A 20,517-nucleotide genomic window follows, 5' to 3' on the forward strand; every position below is an offset into this window, starting at 1 on the left:
GGCCGGACGGTTCACGCGCGAGATCGTCCCCGTCGGCGGCCGGACGGACGACCAGCGCCCGCGCGTGCTGCGGCCGCAGTCGCTGGCCCGGCTGCCCGCCGCGTTCGTGCCGGGGGGTACGGTGACGGCCGGCAACTCCTCCCCGGTGAGCGACGGCGCCGCCGCCGTCGCGGTCGTGCCCGAGCGGCTGCGCGCGGCGGCCGGGCTGCCCGGTCTGCGCCTGCTGGCCGGCGCCGTCGCCGGCTGCGACCCCGCGCTTCCCGGGTGGGGGCCGGTGCCCGCCGTACGGCGTGTGCTGCGGCGGACCGGAGCGGATCTGGAGAAGGTGGCGGCGGTGGAGATCGTGGAGGCGTTCGCGGCGCAGGTGCTCGCGGTCACCGACGCGCTCGGCCTCGATCCCCTCGGCGCGGACGCCGGCCGCGTGTGCGCGGACGGCGGCGCGCTCGCCCTCGGCCATCCCTGGGGTGCGAGCGGAGCGGTGGTGGTGACTCGCCTGTTCAGCCGGCTCCTCGGGGCGCCTTCCGGGACGCTGGGCCTGGCGGCGGTCGCGGTCGGCGGCGGTCTCGGGATCGCCGCCCTGTTCGAGGTGGTGTGAGTGATCCGGCTGGAGGACGTCCATGTGCGGCTCGGGCAGCGGGAGGTGCTGCGCGGCGTCACGGCCTCGCTGACCGAGCGCCGCGTGGGCGTGGTCGGGGCCAACGGCTCGGGCAAGAGCACGCTTGCCCGCCTCGTCAACGGCCTGGTCCTGCCGTCCTCGGGCACGGTGACGGTGTCCGGGCTCGACACCCGCCGCCACGCGGCCCGCATCAGGCGCGGCGTGGGGTTCCTGTTCACCGACCCGGACGCGCAGATCGTGATGCCCACGGTGGCCGAGGACGTGGCGTTCTCGCTGCGCCGCAAGGGGCTGGCGCGCGAGGAGGTCGAGCGCCGGGTGCGGGAGGTCCTGGAGAGGTACGGCCTGGGGGAGCACGCCGACCACCCCGCGCATCACCTGTCCGGCGGTCAGAAGCAACTGCTCGCCCTCTGCTCGGTCCTGGTGCTCGAACCGGAGATCCTGGTCATGGACGAGCCGACCACGCTGCTCGACCTTCGCCACTCCCGGCAGGTCGCCGCGCTGCTCCGGACGCTTCCGCAGCAGGTGGTCGTGGTCACCCACGATCTCCCGCTGCTGGAGGACTTCGACCGCGTGCTCGTGATCGACGAGGGGCGGATCGTCGCCGACGCCGAGCCCGCCGCCGCGATCGGCCACTACAGGAAGATGATGGCGTGAGCGGGCTCACCGGCGCCTACGTGCCCGGCGGTTCGCTCCTGCACCGGCTGCCCGCCGGGGCCAAGCTCGCCGGGCTCGCCGTGTCCTGCACTGCGCTCCTGCTGCTGCGCTCGCCCGCGGCGCTGACGGGCGCCGCGGCCGCCGTGGTGCTGCTGTACGCCGTCTCCGGGGTCGGGCTCGCCGCCGCCTGGGCGCAGGTGCGGCCCGTCCGCTGGTTCGCCGTGGCCCTGTTCGGCGTGCAATTGGTGTTCGCGGACCTGCCCACGGCGGCGTCCTCCACGCTCCGGGTCGTGCTCGCCGTCGCCCTGGCCGGGCTGGTCACCCTCACGACCCGCACCAGCGCCCTCATGGCCTGCCTGGAGCGCTGCCTCGCCCCCGCCAGGTTCGCCGGCCTCGATCCGTTCCGCCTGTCGCTGCTGCTGTCCCTCACGCTGCGCAGCGTGCCGGTGATCGCGGATCTGGTCACCCGGGTGCGGGAGGCGCAGCGCGCCAGAGGGGTCGAGCGGAGCCCGCGCGCCTTCGCCGTCCCGCTGGTCGTGGGCGCCCTGCGGCACGCCGACGCGCTGGGCGAGGCGCTCGCCGCGCGCGGCCTCGACGACTGACCCCGGGTCTGCGGCGAGTCAGAGCGGCGGCAGGGCGGGCGCCAGGCGGCGGGCCTCGGCGACCAGGTCGAGCAGATCCCCGACCAGGGCGGGCGGCGCGGCGACGAAGCTGCGGTCCTCGGGCCGGCCCTCGGCGGACGCCTCGAACGGGCCGCCGTCGAGCCCGCGGATCTCCACCCCCGCCTCCCGGGCGATCAGGGCCCCGGCGGGCAGGTCGAGCCCCTCCGCGCGGTAGCCGATCATGCCGTCGATGTCGCCGCGCGCGAGCATCGCCCAGCACAGCAGCGGAGCCCAGAGCTGGAGCACCCGCCGGGCGCGGGCGTCCATCGTCATCTTCAGCGACCGTGCCGCCGGGTCGCTCCGCGAGACCCCGTGGCCCTGCGTCCAGGCCAGCACCGGCCCGTGCCGGAGGTCGCGGCGCGGCGGCCCGGTCAGCGGCCCCGCCGGCCCGCGGGCCCCGGCCCCGCTGACGGCCGACCAGGTGCGGCCGGAGAGCGGCTCGTGGACCACCCCGAGCACCGGGCGGGCGTCCGCGCACAGTGCCAGGCCCACGACGTACGCGGGAAGGCCGATCGCCACGTTGTTCGTCCCGTCGAGGGGGTCGACCAGCCAGGTCCATCCGCCGTCCGCACGGTCGCCGCCGTGGACGCCCGACTCCTCGGCCACGATCCGGTGGGAGGGGAACTCGGCCCGGATGCGGTCGAGGATCAGCTTCTCCGCGGCCAGGTCGAGGTCGGTCACGACGTCGCCCGACCCGCCCTTGTGGTGGACGGCGACCGCTCCCGGCGCGCTCTCGCGCAGCACGGCCCCGGCGGCCAGGGCGGCCTCGACGGCTACCCGCCTGGCGTGTTCGAGGTCCACAGGCTCCTCCTGGCCAGCTCGGCGGCACGTGCGGTCTCGGCGACGTCGAGGCGTTCCCGCCTGACGTGGTGGAGGGGCGTGGCGAGCGGCCCGAGCGACAGGTCGCCCAGGCCCGGCCGGCCGCGGCCGAGCGCCACCGTGGCGGCCTCGCCGTCCTCGGGGATGACGCTGCTGTGGAAGGCGCCCGCGACCAGCGTGTAGGTGTCCCCGGCGCCGAACAGCTCGGCGCGTCCCGGGGCGTACGTCACGGTCCTCGGGGTGGGGCGGATCACGTCGCCCGACGGGGTGCTGACCACCTCGAAGACGCGGTGGGTGGGGGACCGGGTGGTGTCGGTCACCACGGCGTGGACGTTGCGCACCTGGCCGTACAGGACGTGGCTGACCAGGTCCCAGCTGTGGCAGTGGACCTGGGAGGTGGTGCTGCGGGCGCGCCGGGCGCCGGCGGTCCACACGTGCACGCACACCCCGAGGTCTCCCTCGCGGACCAGCGGCAGGCAGAGGAACCCCAGCGGATGCCGCACGCCCCGCACGCCCGTGCCGCGCGAGCCGCCCTCTGCGATCTCGCCGAGCACGCCGAGGGCCCACTCGCGGGCGCTCCCACCGGCGAGCACGTCGGACACGTCCCCGTACCTCATGGCGCGTACGGATCCTTGGCGCGCAGCGCCTTGCGGGTGACCTCGACCACGTCGCGGTCGGTGAACGACTTGGGCAGGGGGAGGTCGACGCGGTCGAACAGCCTGCGGACCTCCTCGACGGTCGGCTCGTCGCTCAGCGGCACCGACCGGTAGCGGTCGATCGCCACGCGGCGGGCCTGCTCGAAGCTCGTGCGCAGCTCGGTGCCGCAGCTCTCGTAGAAGAACGAGCCGCTGAAGGCGATGATGGCCCGGTTGGGGTCCTCGGACGTCATGATCAGGGAGCGGCCGGACATGTCCCAGCGGAAGGTCGTCATGACCGGCGAGAGCCCCACCGCGATGTCGAGCAGGCCGTACCGCTGGCGATACCAGAACGCGGCCAGGACGCTCGCGTACGACTCCTTCCTGGCCCGGTCGGTCGTCCACAGCTCACCGGTGCCGTCCGGGCGGTCCGACAGCGACCTGCGGTAGTGCGCGTAGCTCTCGCACACCGCCTCGTCCGTCGGGTCGATGATCTCCAGGCGTACCGTGAGGTGCCGCTTCTCGCGCCGCGCGGCGGCCACGCACTCGGGCAGCGTGACGGCGCGCATGTAGGTGCCGGTGCCGCCCTTGAACGTCCAGCGGTCGGTGCCCCTCCTGGCGTCCGCGTGCGCCTGCGCGATCTCGTGCTGGCTGCCCAGGATGCGGATGACCGCCATGTCCTCCAGGGCGCGACGGGTGCCGGCGACCAGGTCCTCCAGCTCGTCGAGGCGGTCCAGGCGCTCGGGCAGCCGCGCGAGGACGCCGGAGGTGGCGTGCATGGCCTCCTCGACGGGCTCCTGCCGGACCCGGTCGCGCAGCAGCGCGGTCGCGACCAGGGCCAGGACGACCAGCGTGGTGCCGCTGACCAGCTGCGACTTCACCTCGTCGGAGATCACGTCGTCCGGCAGCACGCCGAGCACGCCCACCGCCACGGCCAGCACGAGGGCGATGGCCCCGTCGACGTTCTTGGCCGCCCACGCGAGCGACTGGCCGACGGCACTCCGCAACCCCGCCATAGGTCAGCCCCGCCATCCCGTCAGTGTCGGCCCCCGACTCGATCGTAACGACAGGGTCATGGTCCGGCAAAGGGTTCGCCGACCAGGGCGCGGCGGCCGGGAAGCGATGAACGGAGCGGGCATCGGGGCCGGAATTGTCGGTCGCCGCGCGTAGGTTATGGAGGTGAACCGGAGCGGGCGCGCGTCTGTGCGGCCGCCCGCGCCGGTGGACGGGGCGAGTGAGGAGCTGAGCGGCCGATGACATCCATGACGGACCTGAAGCGGAAGGTCGCGCCCTTCCAGGTCGTCACCGACATGACGCCGTCCGGCGACCAGCCCACGGCGATCGCGGAGCTGGAGCGCCGGGTCAGGGCCGGGGAGAAGGACACGGTCCTGCTCGGCGCGACCGGCACCGGCAAGACCGCGACGGTGGCGTGGCTCATCGAGCGGGTGCAACGCCCGACGCTGGTGATGCAGCCGAACAAGACGCTCGCCGCCCAGTTCGCCAACGAACTGCGCGAGATGCTGCCGAACAACGCGGTCGAATACTTCGTGTCGTACTACGACTACTACCAGCCCGAGGCGTACGTCCCGCAGAGCGACACCTACATCGAGAAGGACTCCTCGATCAACGAGGAGGTCGAGCGGCTGCGCCACTCGGCGACCTGGTCGCTGGTGTCGCGCCGCGACGTGGTGGTGGTCGCCTCCGTCTCCTGCATCTACGGCCTGGGCACCCCGCAGGAGTACGTCGACCGGATGGTCGGGCTCAAGGTCGGCCAGCAGATCGAGCGCGACCAGTTGCTGCGGCGGCTGGTCGACATGCAGTACACCCGCAACGACCTGTCCTTCACCCGGGGCACGTTCCGGGTGCGCGGCGACACGGTCGAGGTCATCCCGGTCTACCAGGAGCTGGCCGTCCGCATCGAGATGTTCGGCGATGAGATCGAGAAGCTGGCGACGCTGCACCCGCTGACCGGCGAGGTCGTCGGCGAGGACGACGAGCTGCACATCTTCCCCGCCTCCCACTACGTGGCCGGTCCCGAGCGGATGGAGCGGGCCATCGCCGGCATCGAGGCGGAGCTCGCCGAGCGGCTCGCCGACCTGGAGCGGCAGGGCAAGCTGCTGGAGGCCCAGCGGCTGCGCATGCGCACCACCTACGACATCGAGATGATGCGCCAGGTCGGCACCTGCGCCGGGATCGAGAACTACTCGCGGCACATCGACGGCCGCGAGGCGGGCAGCCCGCCGCACACGCTGCTCGACTTCTTCCCCGACGACTTCCTGCTCGTGCTGGACGAGTCGCACCAGACCGTCCCCCAGATCGGCGCGATGTACGAGGGCGACGCCTCGCGCAAGCGGACGCTGGTCGACCACGGGTTCCGCCTGCCGTCGGCGATGGACAACCGCCCGCTCAAGTGGGAGGAGTTCCTGGAGCGCATCGGGCAGACCGTCTACCTGTCCGCCACGCCGGGGCCGTACGAGCTGGGCCGCAGCAAGGGCGAGGTGGTGGAGCAGGTCATCCGCCCCACCGGCCTGGTGGACCCCGAGGTGATCATCAAGCCCACCAAGGGCCAGATCGACGACCTCATGGAGGAGATCCGGGCCCGGGCGGAGCGGGACGAGCGGGTCCTGGTCACCACGCTGACCAAGAAGATGGCCGAGGACCTCACCGACTACCTGCTCGACAACGGCATCCGGGTCCGCTACCTGCACAGCGAGGTCGACACGCTGCGCCGCATCGAGCTGCTGCGCGAGCTGCGCATGGGCGAGTTCGATGTGCTCGTCGGCATCAACCTGCTGCGTGAGGGCCTCGACCTGCCCGAGGTGTCGCTGGTGTCGATCCTCGACGCCGACAAGGAGGGCTTCCTGCGCTCGGAGACCTCGCTCATCCAGACGATCGGCCGCGCGGCCCGCAACGTGTCCGGCCAGGTCCACATGTACGCCGACAAGATCACGCCCAGCATGGAGCGGGCGATCGAGGAGACCAACCGGCGCCGGGCCAAGCAGATCGCCTACAACGAGGCGCACGGCATCGACCCGCAGCCGCTGCGCAAGAAGATCGCCGACATCCTGGACAGCCTCGTCCGCGAGGACGCCGACACCGCGCAGCTTCTCGGCGGCGCCGGGCGGCAGCAGTCGCGCGGCAAGGCGCCGGTGCCGGGCCTCGCGTCCCGCGGCGCGGGTCAGCACGCGAAGGCCATCGCGGGGGAGATGCCGCGTGCCCAGCTGGAGTCGCTGATCGAGTCGCTGACCGAGCAGATGCACAACGCCGCCGCCGACCTGCAGTTCGAGGTGGCGGCCCGGTTGCGCGACGAGATCAAGGAGCTCAAGCGGGAGGTCCGCGACATGCGCGAGGCCGGCGTGAAGTGACGGCGCGGCGACCGTGCGACGACGGCGCGGTGACCGGTGACCTGTGCTACGCCGTAACGGCCGGGGACGATACTGACGGCCCGGGGCGAGCCGCACGGGCGGCATCGCCATGGGCGGCGCCCCCCTGCGGCAGAACCGCGCCGCAGGATTTCGAATTCGGCGGGTTCCGGTGAAATTGTGCGCGAGAACCGCTGGTGGGTGAAATGCGGAAATCGGTGTGATTTTCGCGGTATTACCCCTTCGGAAACGCCGATGGCTGTGCGGAAATGAGCGGGGTTCGGGCTTCGAGCGCGGTTGACCTGGTCTGATGTGGGGAAGGCATTCGTCGGCGCATGGATTCACGTTCACGCGTCAGGGGAGCCGCTTATTCGAGCGGCTCCCGCCGGGCGAATCCGTCTCTGGCAATCGGGGAAACAATGCGTACGACGACCATCGCGTTCAGCCCTTACGCTCGCCTCGTGCTCGCCGCCGGGTCGGTGACCGCGCTCCTCGCCGGTTGCGGCGAGGCTCCGGCCCGGTCGTTCGCCGCGGTGCCGGTGAGCCGGTCGGTCACGCTCGCCCCGGTCTCGCCCAGTCCGTCCGCGACGCCCACGCCGGCGCCGGTGCCCAGCCCGTCGGCGACGCCGACCGACCTCGCCGGGTGCCGGGACGGCGACTGCGAGGCGCGGGTGCGTGAGGGGGACGCCATCCCGATCGACCCGAGGCTGGGCGTGGACGAGATCACCGTGGTGGGCCTGCGGGGAGACGCCGTCAGGCTCGCCTTCACCGGCACCTCGACGGTCGTCGACGGCGTGAACATCAGCATCAGCCGGAGCTGTTACAACGACCGCTGCCGGGTCAGGGGAGCGGTGACGATCAGCACGAGCAGGCCGGGCCGCATCGGCGACGTCGACCTGCGGCTCGCACAGGTCGCGGGTGACGCCGCCGTGCTGGTGCTCAAGCCCGCCACCCGTCAAGGCGGCTGACCCGCGCTCCGGCCCGAGAGCCGGCCGGAGCCGGCCCCCGCGCGCGTCCTCACGCCGCTCACAAGGGCTCCGCGCCCGTGGAGCCGGGACTTCCGGCCGCGCTCGTCGGCCGCTACGCCCTCACCCGGTTCCCTCCCACACGGCTGATCGCACTGCGGCGGCACCACTTCTGACCAGGCAAAACGGTTCCCGGCCCGAATCCTGGATGTGTAGTATCCAGGTTATGCGGATGAGCGAGGGCGTCGAGTGGGCGATGCACTGTTGCCTGACGCTGGCATGGCTCGGCAACGAGGTGCCGGTTTCGACGGCGAAGCTCGCCGCCGGGTTCGAGCTGCCGCCCGCATACCTCAACAAGCAGCTTCAGGCGCTGGCCAAGGCGGGGATCATGACATCCACTCCGGGGGTGAGGGGCGGGTTCCGGCTGGCCCGGCCCTTGGAGGAGATCACGGTCATGGACGTCGTGACGGCGATCGAAGGACCTGCCGAGGCGTTCCAGTGCACGGAGATCCGACGGCGCGGGGCCGGGGCGGCGAGGCCGGAGTGGCAGTTCCGCACCCCGTGCGCGGTCTCGACCGCGATGCGCAAGGCCGAGATGGCATGGCGGCGGGCGCTGGCCGCGCAGACTCTGGCCGACGTGCGGGCGGCGGCGGACCGTCGTGCGCCGCAGGCGGGCGAGGCGATCCGGCGCTGGTACGCGCGGAACTGATCGTCCCGAAGCAGAAACCGTCCGCCGCTATGAGGGAGGGGAAACCGGATGTGAACCCGCACTCCATAAAAGCGCGCTCCACGATCGCCGCGGCAGGGCTCTTGCTGATTGCCCTGGTCGTGGGAGGCGTCGGCCTCGACCTGGCGATCCGCTACAGAATCCAGAACGACGTCTTCTTCTCGGCCGAGCAGGTCGCCGCACGGTGGAGCGCGGCGGCGCGCAATGGCGCCGTGCCCCGTCCGATCCCCACATTCACCGACATCACCCTCGTCCAGCTCGTGGATGCCCGCGGGAGGGTCGTCGACTCCAGCCTGCAGGCCGCGGGCATGGGGCCGCTCAGCACGCTGCGGCCTCCAGCCGACGATCGCCTTCAAGAGCGCACGGAGTGCTCCGCGCAGGACCGGTGTGTCATGCTCATGGCCAATCGGGTCTCTCCCGCGGCGGACTCGCCGGTCGTCTACGCCGGCACGGCACAGCCGTCCCTCCTGACCACGCACAATCTGGAGTACGTCATCGCCGCGGGCGGTGTCCTGATCTTGGTTTCGGTGGCCTGGATGACGTGGTGGGCCGTGGGCCGGACCCTTCGCCCGGTCGAGCGGGAGCGCCAGTTCGCCTCCACCACCTCCCACGAGCTCAGGACGCCGATCGCCGGCCTGCGGGCACGACTGGAGGAGGCTCTCCTCTATCCCGACGACGTCGACCCGCGCGACACCATCCAGGGAGCCTTGCGGGCCACCGGCCGGCTCGAGGCGATCGTCGACGACCTGTTGCTGCTGACCAGGCTGCGCGGCGCCGACGCGGCGGCGCCGGAGTCGATAGAGCTCGGCGCGCTGGTGACGGAGGAGGTGTCGGCCCTGGGCCCCGGGGTGCCGGTGCGCGTTCGGGTGGCTGGCGACGTGCGAGTCCGCGGCTCCCGGATCCAACTGGCCCGAGTGGTCGGCAACCTCTTGAGCAACGCGCGGCGGCATGCGGTCAGCGCCGTCACGGTAACGGTCGACTCCGTGGGCGGCCAGGCTCTCGTGGCGGTTACCGACGACGGGGCGGGCATCGCCCCTGCGGACCGCGAGCGGGTCTTCGAGCGTTTTGTTCGTCTGGACGAGGCGCGTCGCCGGGATTCCGGCGGCAGCGGACTCGGCCTCGCCATCTCCCGCGACATCGCCCGCGCCCACAAGGGCACCCTGCGGATCGAGGACTCGCCGGTAGGCGCCCGTTTCGTTCTGACGCTGCCGCTGGCGGGAACGGCGGGAGCCGCGGCGGAGCGGACCGCCGCGCCCCGGGAAACCGCCGTCAAGCTCAGGAGGAACACCTGGTTCGCGCGCCGGCCGCCCGCCAATACCGGCCCATGAGCGGCGCGCGGGGGCGTCCGCAGGAGGTGATCATGCGACCTGCGGTGGGCGAGCCGCTGCGGCGGTGCCCGTCCTGCGGCGGCCGGCAGTACGGCGGTGCCCCCGATTGCCCCCGGTGTGCGGAGCTGGTCGACGCCATCGTGGAAGAGGGCTGGCGGGACTTCCTCCTGAGCGTGTTCGGCGACCGTGTCGCGCCCGCCGACGAGCGGGCGATCGCCGAGATGGTGGCCGACGAGCCGGACCGGCATGACTGGCGCGTGGTCGACGCCGCACTCGACCGCCTGACCTGCGCGGAGTGCGGCGGCCCGCTGGGCCGTCGGGCGGGGTGCCCGCGCTGCGACGTGGCACACGGCATGCGTTACGCCGCCAGGGAGACCGACCGGCCCGGGGTGCCGCCGGGCAACGAGCACGCCATCCGGGTGAACGTCTCGGTGGTCCGGCGGCCCGAGGGCATCTCCGCCCCCGAGGTGCTCGCCAGACGGCTGCTTCTGCCCGCGTTGCTGACCGGCTTCCTCCCCACCAGAGAGCAGGCGCAGCGCCTTGGCGCGCTGGTGAAGCACGGCGCCCGCGCCGAGGACCTCGCCGCGGCGATCGACGGACTCGCCTCCGCGACAGGCTGACGGCGCCTCCGGGCACCGATCGGACGGCCGGCAGAGCGGCCACACCGAGCCGTCGGCCCGGTTGCCGCGCCCGGCTCATGCCGCGAGGTGTCGCAAGCCCGATTCGCGGTAGTAACCGGGGACACGGCGCCGGGGCCGTCCGTTGACGGAAAGGCGGGATCGTCCCGCGGCCGGAGGAGGTTGCTCATGTTCGCGGCGCTCACCGGACTCGGACTGTCGACCGCGGCCGGGCTCAACGCGTACATCCCGTTGCTGCTCGTCGGCGTGCTCGCGCGGCTCACCGACGCCGTGCGGCTGCCGGCCGAGTACGCCTGGCTGTCCGACACCTGGGTCCTCGCGATCGTCGCCGTGCTGCTGGTCGCCGAGTTCGTCCTCGACAAGGTGCCCGTGGTCGACCACGTCAACGACATGATCCAGACGGCGGTGCGGCCCGCGTCGGGCGGCGTGGTCTTCAGCGCCACGGCGGCCGCGGCGAAGATCGACAACTCGGCGTGGATGGCCGAGCACCCGGCGGTCGGCTGGCTGCTCGGAATCGCCGTCGCCCTCGCCGTACACGTGATCAAGGCCACGGCACGGCCGGTGGTGAACGCCACCACGGCGGGCGTGGGCGCGCCGGTCGTCAGCACGGTCGAGGACGTGGGCTCGCTCGGCATGAGCCTGATCGCGATCTTCCTGCCCGTCCTGGTGGTGGCGGCGCTGGCCGTGCTGGCGTTCGTGGCCTGGCGGCTCATCCGCAGAGTGCGGCGCTACCGGGCGGCCCGCCGCGCCCGGGTCGCAGCCCCGCCCGGGTGACCCCGAGAGGGTGGATCAGCCGATGAACGGGCTCAGGTCCAGGTCGATGTCCACGTCGAAGCCGACGTAGGTCGTGAGGCGCTTGCGGTGGATCCCGGTCGGCACGTACGCCTTCACGCTCGGCTCCAGCTCGAACGTGTACGCGACCGGCTCCTGGTCCTCCAGCTCGACGCGCCAGAGATATCTGATCCCGGCGTCGGAGTATTTGATCGGCTTGGTCGTGCGGTCCCGCTCCTCCGAGTCGGGAGACACCACTTCGACGACGAGGTGGACCTCCTCGGCACGGTAGGAGGTTCTCCGTAGATCGGAAAGCGCTTCCTTCTTGACGACGAGGACGTCGGGTTCCGGCCGCTGCCGCAGGCCGAGAGTTATCGACATCTCCCTGGCGACCGCGAGATGACTTGGCGGCCGAATGCCGCGGTCGCGGTCGACCAGCAGGTTGACCATCAACATATGAAAGTTCGTCTGGGGAGACCTCATGATGAGGGACCCATCGATCAACTCGACGTGCGCGGGGGCGTCAGGGGGAAGATGGTCGAGCATGCCGGCGGTCCATCCGCCCGGCGGACCGGGATAGAACCAGTCAGGGAAAGCCGCGGTCATCCGTGTCCTCCTCTCCCTCGGGTGATTACTCGACATGACAATCCTGCCACCAACCGTAGTCATGGGCGACTCGTTCCGGGAGAGGTCGTCGGCTCAGGCCGTACGTGACTCGTGCTCGGTCCGGGTGCGGGGGTCGGTGGGCAGGGGAGAGGTGCGGCGGGCGGCCGAGGGGCTGTGCCAGCCGAGGTCGGGGGAGTGGCGCCGGACGATCTTGGCGGGGACGCCGGCGATGACCGAGTGGTCGGGGAACTCCCCGCGCACCACGGCGCCGCCGGCGACCACCGACTGGCGGCCGATGCGCGTCCCCGGCAGGATGATCGCGCCCGTCCCGATCCAGGATCCCGAGCCGATGGAGACCGGCTTGTTGCGCGGCCACTGCCGCCCGATGGGCGTCTCGGGGTCGTCGTACACGTGGTTCTGGTCGGTGATGTAGACGTAGGGCCCGGTGAAGACGTCGTCCCCGATGTCGATGGACTGGTGGCCGACGATGTGGCTGCCCCTGCCGATCGAGCAGCCCCGGCCGATCCGCACGATCGAGTCGGGCCCGAGGTCGACGCCGGGGCCCATGCCTGCGGAGATCGACACCCGCTCGCCGACCAGCGTGTGCGGGCCGATCTCGATCCACTGCTCGCCGAAGATCGCGCCTTGGGGAAAGGAGATGCACGCCCCCTCGCCGAGGGCGCGGAACCGGTAGCCCGCCGGTGCGGCCGGGCTCACCGCCGCCGCCTCCCGCACGTAGGCCCAGCCCCGGTGGACCAGACGGCCGACGGCGCGCTTCACGAACGACATAACGCGACAAGTTACCGTTAGGTCGGCTTGTCCGCTATGGCGGGTTAGTGCACGTGGCAAGCCCAATGTTGCCCAGCGTTTGATATTCTGAGAGCCCGTGGGCATCGCGGCGTCCAAACCGGACGGCCGGATCGACATCGACCACGGGAGCTCTTCTTGCGCAGCGCCGCACAAACCAAGCATCTGTTCGTCACCGGCGGCGTCGCCTCCAGTCTCGGCAAGGGACTCACGGCCTCCAGCCTCGGTCGCCTCCTCAAGCTTCGCGGCCTCCGCGTCACCATGCAGAAGCTCGACCCCTACCTGAACGTCGACCCCGGCACGATGAACCCCTTCCAGCACGGCGAGGTGTTCGTCACCGACGACGGGGCCGAGACGGACCTCGACATCGGCCACTATGAGCGCTTCCTCGACACCGAGCTGCACGGCTCCGCCAACGTCACCACCGGCCAGGTCTACTCGAACGTGATCGCCAAGGAGCGGCGGGGCGAGTACCTGGGCGACACCGTCCAGGTCATCCCGCACATCACCAACGAGATCAAGGACCGCATCCGCGGCATGGCGGGCCCCGATGTCGACGTGGTCATCACCGAGGTCGGCGGCACCGTCGGCGACATCGAGTCGCTGCCGTTCCTGGAGGCCGTCCGGCAGGTCCGCCACGAGGTCGGCCGCGACAACGTCTTCTTCCTGCACGTCTCCCTGCTCCCGTACATCGGCCCGAGCGGGGAGCTGAAGACCAAGCCCACGCAGCACTCGGTCGCCGCGCTGCGCAGCATCGGCATCCAGCCCGACGCGATCGTCTGCCGCTCTGACCGGCCGATCACCACCTCGCTCAAGCGCAAGATCAGCCTGATGTGCGACGTGGACGAGGACGCCGTGGTCTCCGCCGTCGACGCGGCCTCGATCTACGACATCCCGAAGGTCCTGCACGCCGAGGGGCTCGACGCGTACGTGGTGCGCCGGCTCGGCCTGCCGTTCCGCGACGTGGACTGGACCGAGTGGGACCAGCTCCTGCGCCGGGTCCACCGCCCGGCCAAGGAGGTCACGATCGCGCTGGTCGGCAAGTACATCGACCTGCCCGACGCGTACCTGTCGGTCACCGAGGCGCTGCGCGCCGGCGGCTTCGCCAACGACGCGCGGGTCAACATCCGCTGGGTCAAGAGCGACGACTGCGAGACCCCCGAGGGCGCGGCCCGCGAGCTGGACGGCGTCGACGGCGTGCTGATCCCCGGCGGCTTCGGCGTGCGCGGCATCGAGGGCAAGGTCGGCGCCGTACGGCACGCGCGCGAACAGCGCGTTCCCCTGCTCGGCATCTGCCTCGGCATGCAGTGCATGGTCATCGACGCGGCCCGCAACCTGGCCGGGATCGAGGACGCCGACAGCACCGAGTTCGACCCCGAGACCATCAACCCGGTCATCTCCACGATGGCCGACCAGAAGGACGTCGTCGCCGGTGAACGCGACATGGGCGGCACCATGCGGCTCGGCCTCTACCCGGCCAGGCTCGTGGAGGGCTCGCTGGCCCGCCGCCTGTACGGCAAGGCCAAGGTGGAGGAGCGCCACCGGCACCGCTACGAGGTGAACAACTCCTACCGGGAGCGGCTGGAGAAGGTCGGCATGGTGTTCTCCGGCCTGTCGCCCGACGGCCGCCTCGTCGAGTACGCCGAGCTGGCCACCGACCAGCACCCGTTCTTCATCGGCACGCAGGCCCACCCCGAGTTCCGCTCCCGCCCGACCAGGTCGCACCCGCTGTTCAAGGGGCTGGTGCAGGCCGCGCTCGAGTACGCCGGCCGGCGGGAGAACGTGGCGAAGGCGGGGCGGGCCAAGTGACGGCCGAGAACACGGTGAAGGTGGAGGACGCCGAGGAGTCCTGGAAGGTCGTCGCCTCGGCCGAGCGCTTCGCCGGGCGGATCATCACGGTGCGCACCGACACCGTGGAGATGCCCGGCGGGGTGACCGCCGACCGCGACTACGTCGTCCACCCCGGCTCGGTCGCGGTGCTCGCCCTCGACGACGAGGACCGCGTGCTGCTGATCCGCCAGTACCGGCATCCGGCGCGGCGCCTGCTGTGGGAGCTGCCGGCCGGCATCCGCGACGTGCCCGGCGAGCCGCTGGTGGAGTGCGCGGCGCGCGAGCTCGCCGAGGAGGCCGCCTACCGGGCGCGCACGTGGCACACGCTGGTCGACCTGCGCACCTCCCCGGGCATGTCGGACGAGCGGATCCGGGTCTTCCTGGCGCGCGACGTGGAGCCGATCCCCGACGAGGAGAACACGTACGTGCGCCATCACGAGGAGACCGACATGCCGGCGGTCTGGATTCCCCTGGGCGCGGCGGTCGACAAGGTGCTGAGCGGAATGATCCACAATTCTCCTGCCGTCGCCGGTATCCTCGCCGCATACGCTGCTTCCGCCGACGGATTCAAGGGCCTTCGTCCCGCCGACGCGCCGGAGGCATGAGTCCGTAGGGAGACGTCCTGAGCGAGCCCGAGGCGGTGCTGTCCAGCTACCTCGCCCACCTGGCGGTGGAGCGGGGGCTGTCTGCCAACACGCTCGCCTCATACCGGCGTGACCTGCGCCGATACGTCCAGCATCTCCGGGCGCGCGGGCTCGAGACGTTCGCGCAGGTCGCCGAGTCGGACGTGGTCGCCTTCCTCGCCGCGCTGCGGGAGGGCGACGAGGACCACCCGGCGCTGGTCGCCAGCTCGGCCGCCCGCGCCGTGTCGGCCGTACGCGGGCTGCACCGATTCGCCCTGCGCGAGGGCGTGGCCGGCCACGACCCCGCGCACGAGGTGCGCCCGCCGCGCCAGCTCCGGCGGCTCCCCAAGGCGATCACCGTCGCGGAGGTCGAGCGGCTCATCGCCGCCTGCGGCCCGGAGGACTCGCCGCTCGCCCTGCGCAACCGCGCGCTGCTGGAGGTCCTGTACGGCACGGGCGCCCGGATCTCCGAGGCCGTCGGGCTGGCGGTGGATGACGTGCCCACGGGTCCGGTCCACGACGAGGAGCCCGACCAGGACCAGGTGCGGCTGCGGGGCAAGGGCGGGCGGGCCAGGATCGTGCCCCTCGGCCGCTTCGCCCGCCAGGCGCTCGACGCGTACCTGGTCAGGGCGAGGCCCCGGCTGGCGGCGCACGGCCGTGGGACGCCGGCGCTGTTCCTCAACGCGCGGGGCGGGCGGCTCACGCGGCAGGGCGCCTGGGAGGTGCTGCAGGCGGCGGCGGAACGAGCCGGACTTTCCGGTGTATCGCCGCACATGTTGCGCCATTCGTTTGCAACCCACCTCCTGGACGGGGGCGCCGACGTTAGGGTTGTCCAGGAGTTGCTCGGCCACGCCTCGGTGACCACCACGCAGGTGTACACCCTGGTGACGGTCGACAAGCTCCGGGAGGTCTACGCGGCGGCGCATCCCCGTGCGTTGCATTAGAAGGCGCATCTCACGGGCCTTGTGGCGCGCCGCCTTGCCGACCACGTGCCTACCCTTTAGATTCGATCAGGTTCGAGGGCCGTCAGGGAGGACCAACAGGTGACTGCGACCACAGAGGGGACGTGGGTGGGGGCTCCCGGCGCGATCGGGCCTACCGGCCGTCCCCGTCCGGTGTTCCCCGAGCCGACCCCGCCGGAGTCGCACGGGCCCGCGCGCATCGTCGCGATGGTGAACCAGAAGGGCGGCGTCGGCAAGACGACGACCACGATCAACCTGGGCGCCGCGCTCGCCGAGGTCGGTCAGCGGGTCCTGCTCGTCGACTTCGACCCGCAGGGCGCGCTGTCGGTCGGTCTGGGCATCGACCCCCGGCCGCTCGAGGCGACGGTCTACGACCTCATCATGGAGGAGCCCGACGTCACGGTCGAGGACGTGCTGCTCGACACCACCGTCGAGGGCATGCAGCTCCTGCCGAGCAACATCTTCCTGTCCGGCGCGGAGATCCGGCTCGTCAACGAGGTGGCCAGGGAGTACGCACTCCAGCGGGCGCTGGAGCCCCTGCTGCCGCACTACGACATCTGCCTGATCGACTGCCAGCCGTCCCTCGGCCTGCTGACGGTCAACGCGCTGACCTGCGCGCACAGCGTGATCATCCCGCTGGAGTGCGAGTTCTTCGCGCTGCGCGGCGTCGCGCTGCTCATGGAGTCGATCGGCAAGGTCCAGGAGCGGCTCAACAAGAGCCTGGAGATCGACGGCCTGCTCGCCACGATGTACGACCCCCGCACGCTGCACGCCCGCGAGGTGCTGCAGACGATCATGCAGGGCTTCGGCGACAAGGTGTTCCACACGGTCATCAACCGGACGGTTCGCTTCCCCGACGCCACCCTGGCGGGGGAGCCGATCACGCAGTTCGACCCCGGCTCGATGGGCGCCACCGCCTACCGTGAGCTGGCCCGCGAGCTGCTGGCCAGGTGGCCCGCCCGCGTCTGACAGCGATGTCGTCGTAGGTGCCGCGCGATCAGGCCGGTAGGGGACAATGGCAGGTGTGACGACCGGCCAGGAGACCGACCAGGGGACCGAGGAGAGCGCCCCGAGCGGCTTCCAGGTGCACCTGGACGTCTTCGAAGGGCCGTTCGACCTGCTGCTCGGGCTGATCTCCAAGCACAAGCTGGACATCACCGAGGTGTCCCTGCACAAGGTCACCGACGAGTTCATCGCGTACATCCGGTCGCGGGGCCCGGAGTGGGACCTCGACCAGACGAGCCACTTCCTGCTCGTCGCGGCGACCCTGCTCGATCTCAAGGCGGCCCGGCTGCTGCCCACCGGAGAGGTGGAGGACGAGGAGGACCTCGCCCTGCTGGAGGCCCGCGACCTGCTGTTCGCGCGGCTGCTGCAGTATCGGGCGTACAAGGAGGTCGCGAAGATCTTCTCCGGCCGGATGGCCGAGGAGGCGCTGCGCTTCCCGCGCGCCGTGCCGATGGAGAAGCGGTTCGCCGACCTGCTGCCGGAACTCGTGCTCGGCATCGGGCCCGAGCAGCTCGCCAAGATCGCGGCACGGGCCTTCACCCCCAAGGCCCCGCCGTCGGTGTCGGTCTCGCACATCTACCAACCGCTGGCCAGCGTCAGGGAGCAAGCCGCTATTCTTGTCGAGCGGCTGAGGCGGCTGCACACGGCGACCTTCCGGGCGCTGACCGCCGACTGCGCGGGGACGTTCGAGGTCGTCGCCCGCTTCCTGGCCGTCCTTGAGCTGTTCCGGGAGGCCGCGGTCTCCTTCGAACAGGTCGAACCCCTCGGCGACCTGTACGTCACCTGGACGGGAACCGCCGACGGCGACGTCACGGTGGGCGACGACTACGACGAGGGCCGGCGCGAGGAGCGGCCCGCCGAGGCGGGGCCGCAGGGGACGGAGTGAGGCGGGCCACCCGGCCGCGTCGAGGCCGCGCCGAACCGAGGACGCGAACGAACCGGGCGGCGGAGACGTGACCCGCAGGACGAGCGAGGAGCGATGGAAGCGAGCGACACCCCCGGTTCAGGCGACGACCTCGCCGGCTCCGCCGGCGATGTGACGGGGCGGGACGGCGGCGCGCTCGCGTCATCCGGCCCCGGATCACCGGATCCGGCCTCCGTGGCCCGGGAGTCCGAGGTGGAGCCGGTGGAGGGCCCCACGCTCACCGCGGCCCTCGAAGCGATCCTGATGGTGGTGGACGAGCCGGTCGCCGAGGTGACCCTCGCGCAGGTGCTCGAACGCCCGACGGCGGAGGTCGCCGCCGCGCTCCGCGCGCTGTCGGAGGAATACACGGCCTCCGGACGGGGTTTCGACCTGCGGGAGGTGGCCGGAGGCTGGCGCTTCTACACCAGGGCGGAGTGTGCCGCGCTGGTGGAGAGGTTCGTCAGGGACGGCCAGCAGGCGCGGCTGACGCAGGCCGCGCTGGAGACCCTCGCCGTGGTCGCCTACCGGCAGCCGGTCAGCCGGGCCCGGGTGGCGGCGGTGCGCGGCGTGAGCAGCGACGGCGTCATGCGGACGCTGGTCGCACGCGGCCTCGTGGAAGAGGCCGGAACCGACCCGGAGAGCCAGGCAGTGCTCTACCGGACGACGAGTTACTTCCTGGAGAGACTGGGGCTGCGGAGGCCTCGACGAGCTTCCCGAGCTCGCCCCGTTCCTCCCCGGACGACGTGGAAATTCTTGAGGAGCAGAAGTAGTGAACAACAGGCGTGGCACCCCGTCCGGTGAGGGACGCGGTCGGAGCCGGAGCACCGGTCAGCAGGGCGCGAGCCCGCGTGGATCCCGCGGCGGATCCGGCGGCTTCCGCCCCCAGGGCGACCGGCGCGGCGGTTCCCGCGTCCCTGGTTCCCGGTCCGGGTACGGTTTCGACTCCAGGTCCGACTTCCGGCCCGACAGGCCGGACTCCAGGCGGCCCCGCGACGAGGAGGCCCCGCGCGGCGACCGGTACGGCGAGCGCCGTACCGGCGACGCCCGCGACGACCGCTCCCGCGGCCGTTACGGCGACACCGGTCGTTACGGTGACACGGGTCGTTATGGCGACACCGGTCGCCGCGACGCGCGTTCCGGCGGCGAGCGGTATCGCGACGACGACCGGACCTCCTTCCGCGCGGAGCGGGGCGGTTCTCGCGGCAGGTACGGCAGGCCCGAGGGCGGCCGTACCGGCGACCGCGACGGCGGCCGTGGCTTCGACCGCGGTTCCGACCGCGGGTTCGACCGTGGCTCCGACCGCGGCGGCCGCGGCTACGAGCGTGACTTCGACCGTGATCGCGGTTCCGGCCGGGATCGCGGTGCCCGGGACGCCTCCTCCGCTGGCCGTCCCTCGTTCCGTACCGAGGGAACCGGCTCGCGCGGCAGGTACGGCAGGCCGGAGGGCGGCCGGGACCGGCAGCGTGACCGCGACGGCGGTTACGAGACGGCCCAGGAGACGAGGCGGGCGGCCTTCCGTGACGAGGAGCGCGGCGACCGCGACGGCCGGAGCCGGCGCGGCGACCGTGAGGAGCGGAGCGAGCGCGGCGACTTCCGCGCGGCGCGCGGCGGTGGCAGGGGCCGTACGAGCCGTGACGACGTGCAGACGATCGGCCGCCAGGGCGGCGGTCGCGGCCGGTTCGGCGGCGCCGGAGCGAGCGCGGGCTCGCGCGGCGCGGCGCGGCCCGCGGGAGGTTCCAGGGGTCCCGGCGCGCGCCCGGCGGGCAACCCGTTCAAGACGTCCAGGCAGCCGCTGCGCGACCCGGACTTCTACGACGAGGACTACACCGACGAGCGCGACACGACCGAGGTGCCGGGCGGTGAGCGTCTGCAGAAGGTGCTCGCCCAGGCCGGGGTGGCCAGCCGGCGGGCGTGCGAGGAGATGATCGGCGACGGCCGGGTGACGGTGGACGGGCAGACGGTGCGCCGCTTCGGCGCCCGCGTCGATCCCGCCAAGCAGGTCATCCGGGTCGACGGCAAGCGGATCCCGACGTCCTCGGACACCGTCTACTACGCGCTCAACAAGCCGATCGGCGTGGTGAGCACGATGGACGACCCCGAGGGCCGGCCGTGCCTGAACGACTACGTACAGGACCTCGCGCCCCGGCTGTTCCACGTGGGGCGTCTCGACACCGAGACCGAGGGCCTGCTGCTGCTGACCAACGACGGCGAGCTCGCCCACCGGCTGACCCACCCGAGCTACGGCGTGCAGAAGAAGTACTGGGCCAAGGTGCCCGGTCCCGTCCCGCGCGACCTGCACAAGGTGCTGCGCAAGGGCGTGGAGCTGGACGACGGCCTGGCCAAGGTGGACGAGTTCCGGGTCGTGCAGGAGCACGGCCAGCAGGCGCTGGTCGAGGTCGTCCTGCACGAGGGCCGCAAGCACATCGTCCGGCGGCTGCTGGAGACGGTCGGGCACCGGGTGATCGACCTGGCCCGCATCGAGTTCGGCCCGGTCAAGCTCGGCCGGCTCAAGCCGGGAACCGTACGGGCGCTCACCGTGCAGGAGATCGGTGAGCTGTACGCGGCGGTCGGCCTGTAGCCTTTCCGCGCGGCGAACGAAAGCC

General features: G+C 72.1%; 20 protein-coding genes and 1 pseudogene. 16 read left to right on the forward strand and 5 right to left on the reverse strand.

What is annotated here, in order from left to right; translation table 11 throughout:
* The 3 genes and pseudogenes from B1L11_RS19260 to B1L11_RS19270 all read left to right on the forward strand — a co-directional run.
* Positions 1–595 (forward strand): annotated as a pseudogene (locus tag B1L11_RS19260) (acetyl-CoA C-acyltransferase); the annotation flags it as partial.
* Positions 596–1,270, forward strand: coding sequence for an energy-coupling factor ABC transporter ATP-binding protein (locus B1L11_RS19265; protein ID WP_079315775.1), 675 nt, complete (start codon positions 596–598; stop codon positions 1,268–1,270).
* Positions 1,267–1,872 (forward strand): energy-coupling factor transporter transmembrane protein EcfT, encoded by a 606-nt coding sequence (locus tag B1L11_RS19270; RefSeq protein WP_079315776.1) that lies wholly within the window; start codon positions 1,267–1,269, stop codon positions 1,870–1,872. The genes B1L11_RS19265 and B1L11_RS19270 overlap by 4 nt, the downstream gene beginning before the upstream one ends.
* Before the next feature lie 18 nt (positions 1,873–1,890).
* Here B1L11_RS19270 and B1L11_RS19275 read toward each other — a convergent pair whose 3' ends face one another.
* The 3 genes from B1L11_RS19275 to B1L11_RS19285 are packed head-to-tail and all read right to left on the reverse strand — an operon-like array spanning position 1,891 to position 4,402.
* Positions 1,891–2,733 carry an inositol monophosphatase gene (locus B1L11_RS19275; RefSeq protein WP_079315777.1) on the reverse strand — a complete coding sequence of 281 codons (843 nt, stop codon included), beginning with the start codon at positions 2,731–2,733 and terminating at the stop codon, positions 1,891–1,893.
* Positions 2,706–3,368 carry a hypothetical protein gene (locus B1L11_RS19280; RefSeq protein WP_079315778.1) on the reverse strand — a complete coding sequence of 221 codons (663 nt, stop codon included), beginning with the start codon at positions 3,366–3,368 and terminating at the stop codon, positions 2,706–2,708. The genes B1L11_RS19275 and B1L11_RS19280 overlap by 28 nt, the downstream gene beginning before the upstream one ends.
* Positions 3,365–4,402 carry a hypothetical protein gene (locus B1L11_RS19285; protein ID WP_079315779.1) on the reverse strand — a complete coding sequence of 346 codons (1,038 nt, stop codon included), beginning with the start codon at positions 4,400–4,402 and terminating at the stop codon, positions 3,365–3,367. Before B1L11_RS19285 ends, B1L11_RS19280 begins: the two co-directional genes overlap by 4 nt.
* A gap of 237 nt (positions 4,403–4,639) precedes the next feature.
* Here B1L11_RS19285 and uvrB point away from each other — a divergent pair, with 237 nt between their 5' ends.
* The 6 genes from uvrB to B1L11_RS19315 all read left to right on the forward strand — a co-directional run bounded on the left by uvrB (position 4,640) and on the right by B1L11_RS19315 (position 11,180).
* Complete coding sequence (gene uvrB / locus B1L11_RS19290) at positions 4,640–6,751, forward strand: excinuclease ABC subunit UvrB (protein WP_079315780.1); 2,112 nt, start codon at positions 4,640–4,642, stop codon at positions 6,749–6,751.
* Positions 6,752–7,167: 416 nt separating this feature from the next.
* A complete protein-coding gene (locus B1L11_RS19295; protein WP_079315781.1) occupies positions 7,168–7,716 on the forward strand; it encodes a hypothetical protein in 549 nt (182 codons plus the stop codon).
* Between the two features lie 229 nt (positions 7,717–7,945).
* A complete protein-coding gene (locus B1L11_RS19300) occupies positions 7,946–8,422 on the forward strand; it encodes an Rrf2 family transcriptional regulator (RefSeq protein ID WP_218671193.1) in 477 nt (158 codons plus the stop codon).
* Positions 8,423–8,472: 50 nt separating this feature from the next.
* The gene (locus tag B1L11_RS19305; RefSeq protein ID WP_256862696.1) at positions 8,473–9,768 is read left to right on the forward strand and encodes a HAMP domain-containing sensor histidine kinase; all 1,296 of its coding nucleotides are present in this window, start codon (positions 8,473–8,475) and stop codon (positions 9,766–9,768) included.
* A gap of 32 nt (positions 9,769–9,800) precedes the next feature.
* Positions 9,801–10,388, forward strand: coding sequence for a hypothetical protein (locus B1L11_RS19310; protein ID WP_218671194.1), 588 nt, complete (start codon positions 9,801–9,803; stop codon positions 10,386–10,388).
* 186 nt (positions 10,389–10,574) lie between these two features.
* Positions 10,575–11,180: a DUF4126 domain-containing protein gene (locus B1L11_RS19315; protein WP_079315784.1), complete on the forward strand. Its 606-nt coding sequence runs from the start codon at positions 10,575–10,577 to the stop codon at positions 11,178–11,180.
* A 15-nt stretch (positions 11,181–11,195) separates the two neighbouring features.
* On the opposite strand, the gene B1L11_RS19320 is transcribed toward B1L11_RS19315, so the two are convergent.
* A complete protein-coding gene (locus B1L11_RS19320; RefSeq protein WP_079315785.1) occupies positions 11,196–11,783 on the reverse strand; it encodes a Uma2 family endonuclease in 588 nt (195 codons plus the stop codon).
* 93 nt (positions 11,784–11,876) lie between these two features.
* The gene (locus B1L11_RS19325; RefSeq protein ID WP_079315786.1) at positions 11,877–12,572 is read right to left on the reverse strand and encodes an acyltransferase; all 696 of its coding nucleotides are present in this window, start codon (positions 12,570–12,572) and stop codon (positions 11,877–11,879) included.
* A 156-nt stretch (positions 12,573–12,728) separates the two neighbouring features.
* Between B1L11_RS19325 and B1L11_RS19330 the strand changes: the two genes are divergently transcribed.
* The 7 genes from B1L11_RS19330 (at position 12,729) to B1L11_RS19360 (ending at position 20,492) form a co-directional block, all read left to right on the forward strand.
* On the forward strand, positions 12,729–14,399 hold the full coding sequence (locus B1L11_RS19330; RefSeq protein ID WP_079315787.1) for a CTP synthase: 1,671 nt from the start codon (positions 12,729–12,731) through the stop codon (positions 14,397–14,399).
* Complete coding sequence (locus tag B1L11_RS19335; protein ID WP_179155221.1) at positions 14,396–15,025, forward strand: NUDIX domain-containing protein; 630 nt, start codon at positions 14,396–14,398, stop codon at positions 15,023–15,025. Before B1L11_RS19330 ends, B1L11_RS19335 begins: the two co-directional genes overlap by 4 nt.
* A 35-nt stretch (positions 15,026–15,060) precedes the next feature.
* Positions 15,061–15,987 carry a site-specific tyrosine recombinase XerD gene (locus B1L11_RS19340; protein ID WP_256862697.1) on the forward strand — a complete coding sequence of 309 codons (927 nt, stop codon included), beginning with the start codon at positions 15,061–15,063 and terminating at the stop codon, positions 15,985–15,987.
* Positions 15,988–16,086: 99 nt separating this feature from the next.
* Positions 16,087–16,974 (forward strand): ParA family protein, encoded by an 888-nt coding sequence (locus B1L11_RS19345; protein WP_079315789.1) that lies wholly within the window; start codon positions 16,087–16,089, stop codon positions 16,972–16,974.
* Positions 16,975–17,020: 46 nt separating this feature from the next.
* Positions 17,021–17,896, forward strand: a complete 876-nt coding sequence (locus tag B1L11_RS19350; RefSeq protein WP_079315790.1) for a ScpA family protein — start codon at positions 17,021–17,023, stop codon at positions 17,894–17,896.
* A gap of 93 nt (positions 17,897–17,989) precedes the next feature.
* Complete coding sequence (scpB, locus tag B1L11_RS19355) at positions 17,990–18,715, forward strand: SMC-Scp complex subunit ScpB (protein ID WP_372974699.1); 726 nt, start codon at positions 17,990–17,992, stop codon at positions 18,713–18,715.
* Positions 18,684–20,492 (forward strand): pseudouridine synthase, encoded by a 1,809-nt coding sequence (locus B1L11_RS19360; RefSeq protein WP_079315791.1) that lies wholly within the window; start codon positions 18,684–18,686, stop codon positions 20,490–20,492. Before scpB ends, B1L11_RS19360 begins: the two co-directional genes overlap by 32 nt.
* Positions 20,493–20,517: the final 25 nt, after the last annotated feature.

This window comes from Microbispora sp. GKU 823 (assembly GCF_002027145.1).
In the GTDB taxonomy this organism is placed as follows: domain Bacteria; phylum Actinomycetota; class Actinomycetes; order Streptosporangiales; family Streptosporangiaceae; genus Microbispora; species Microbispora siamensis.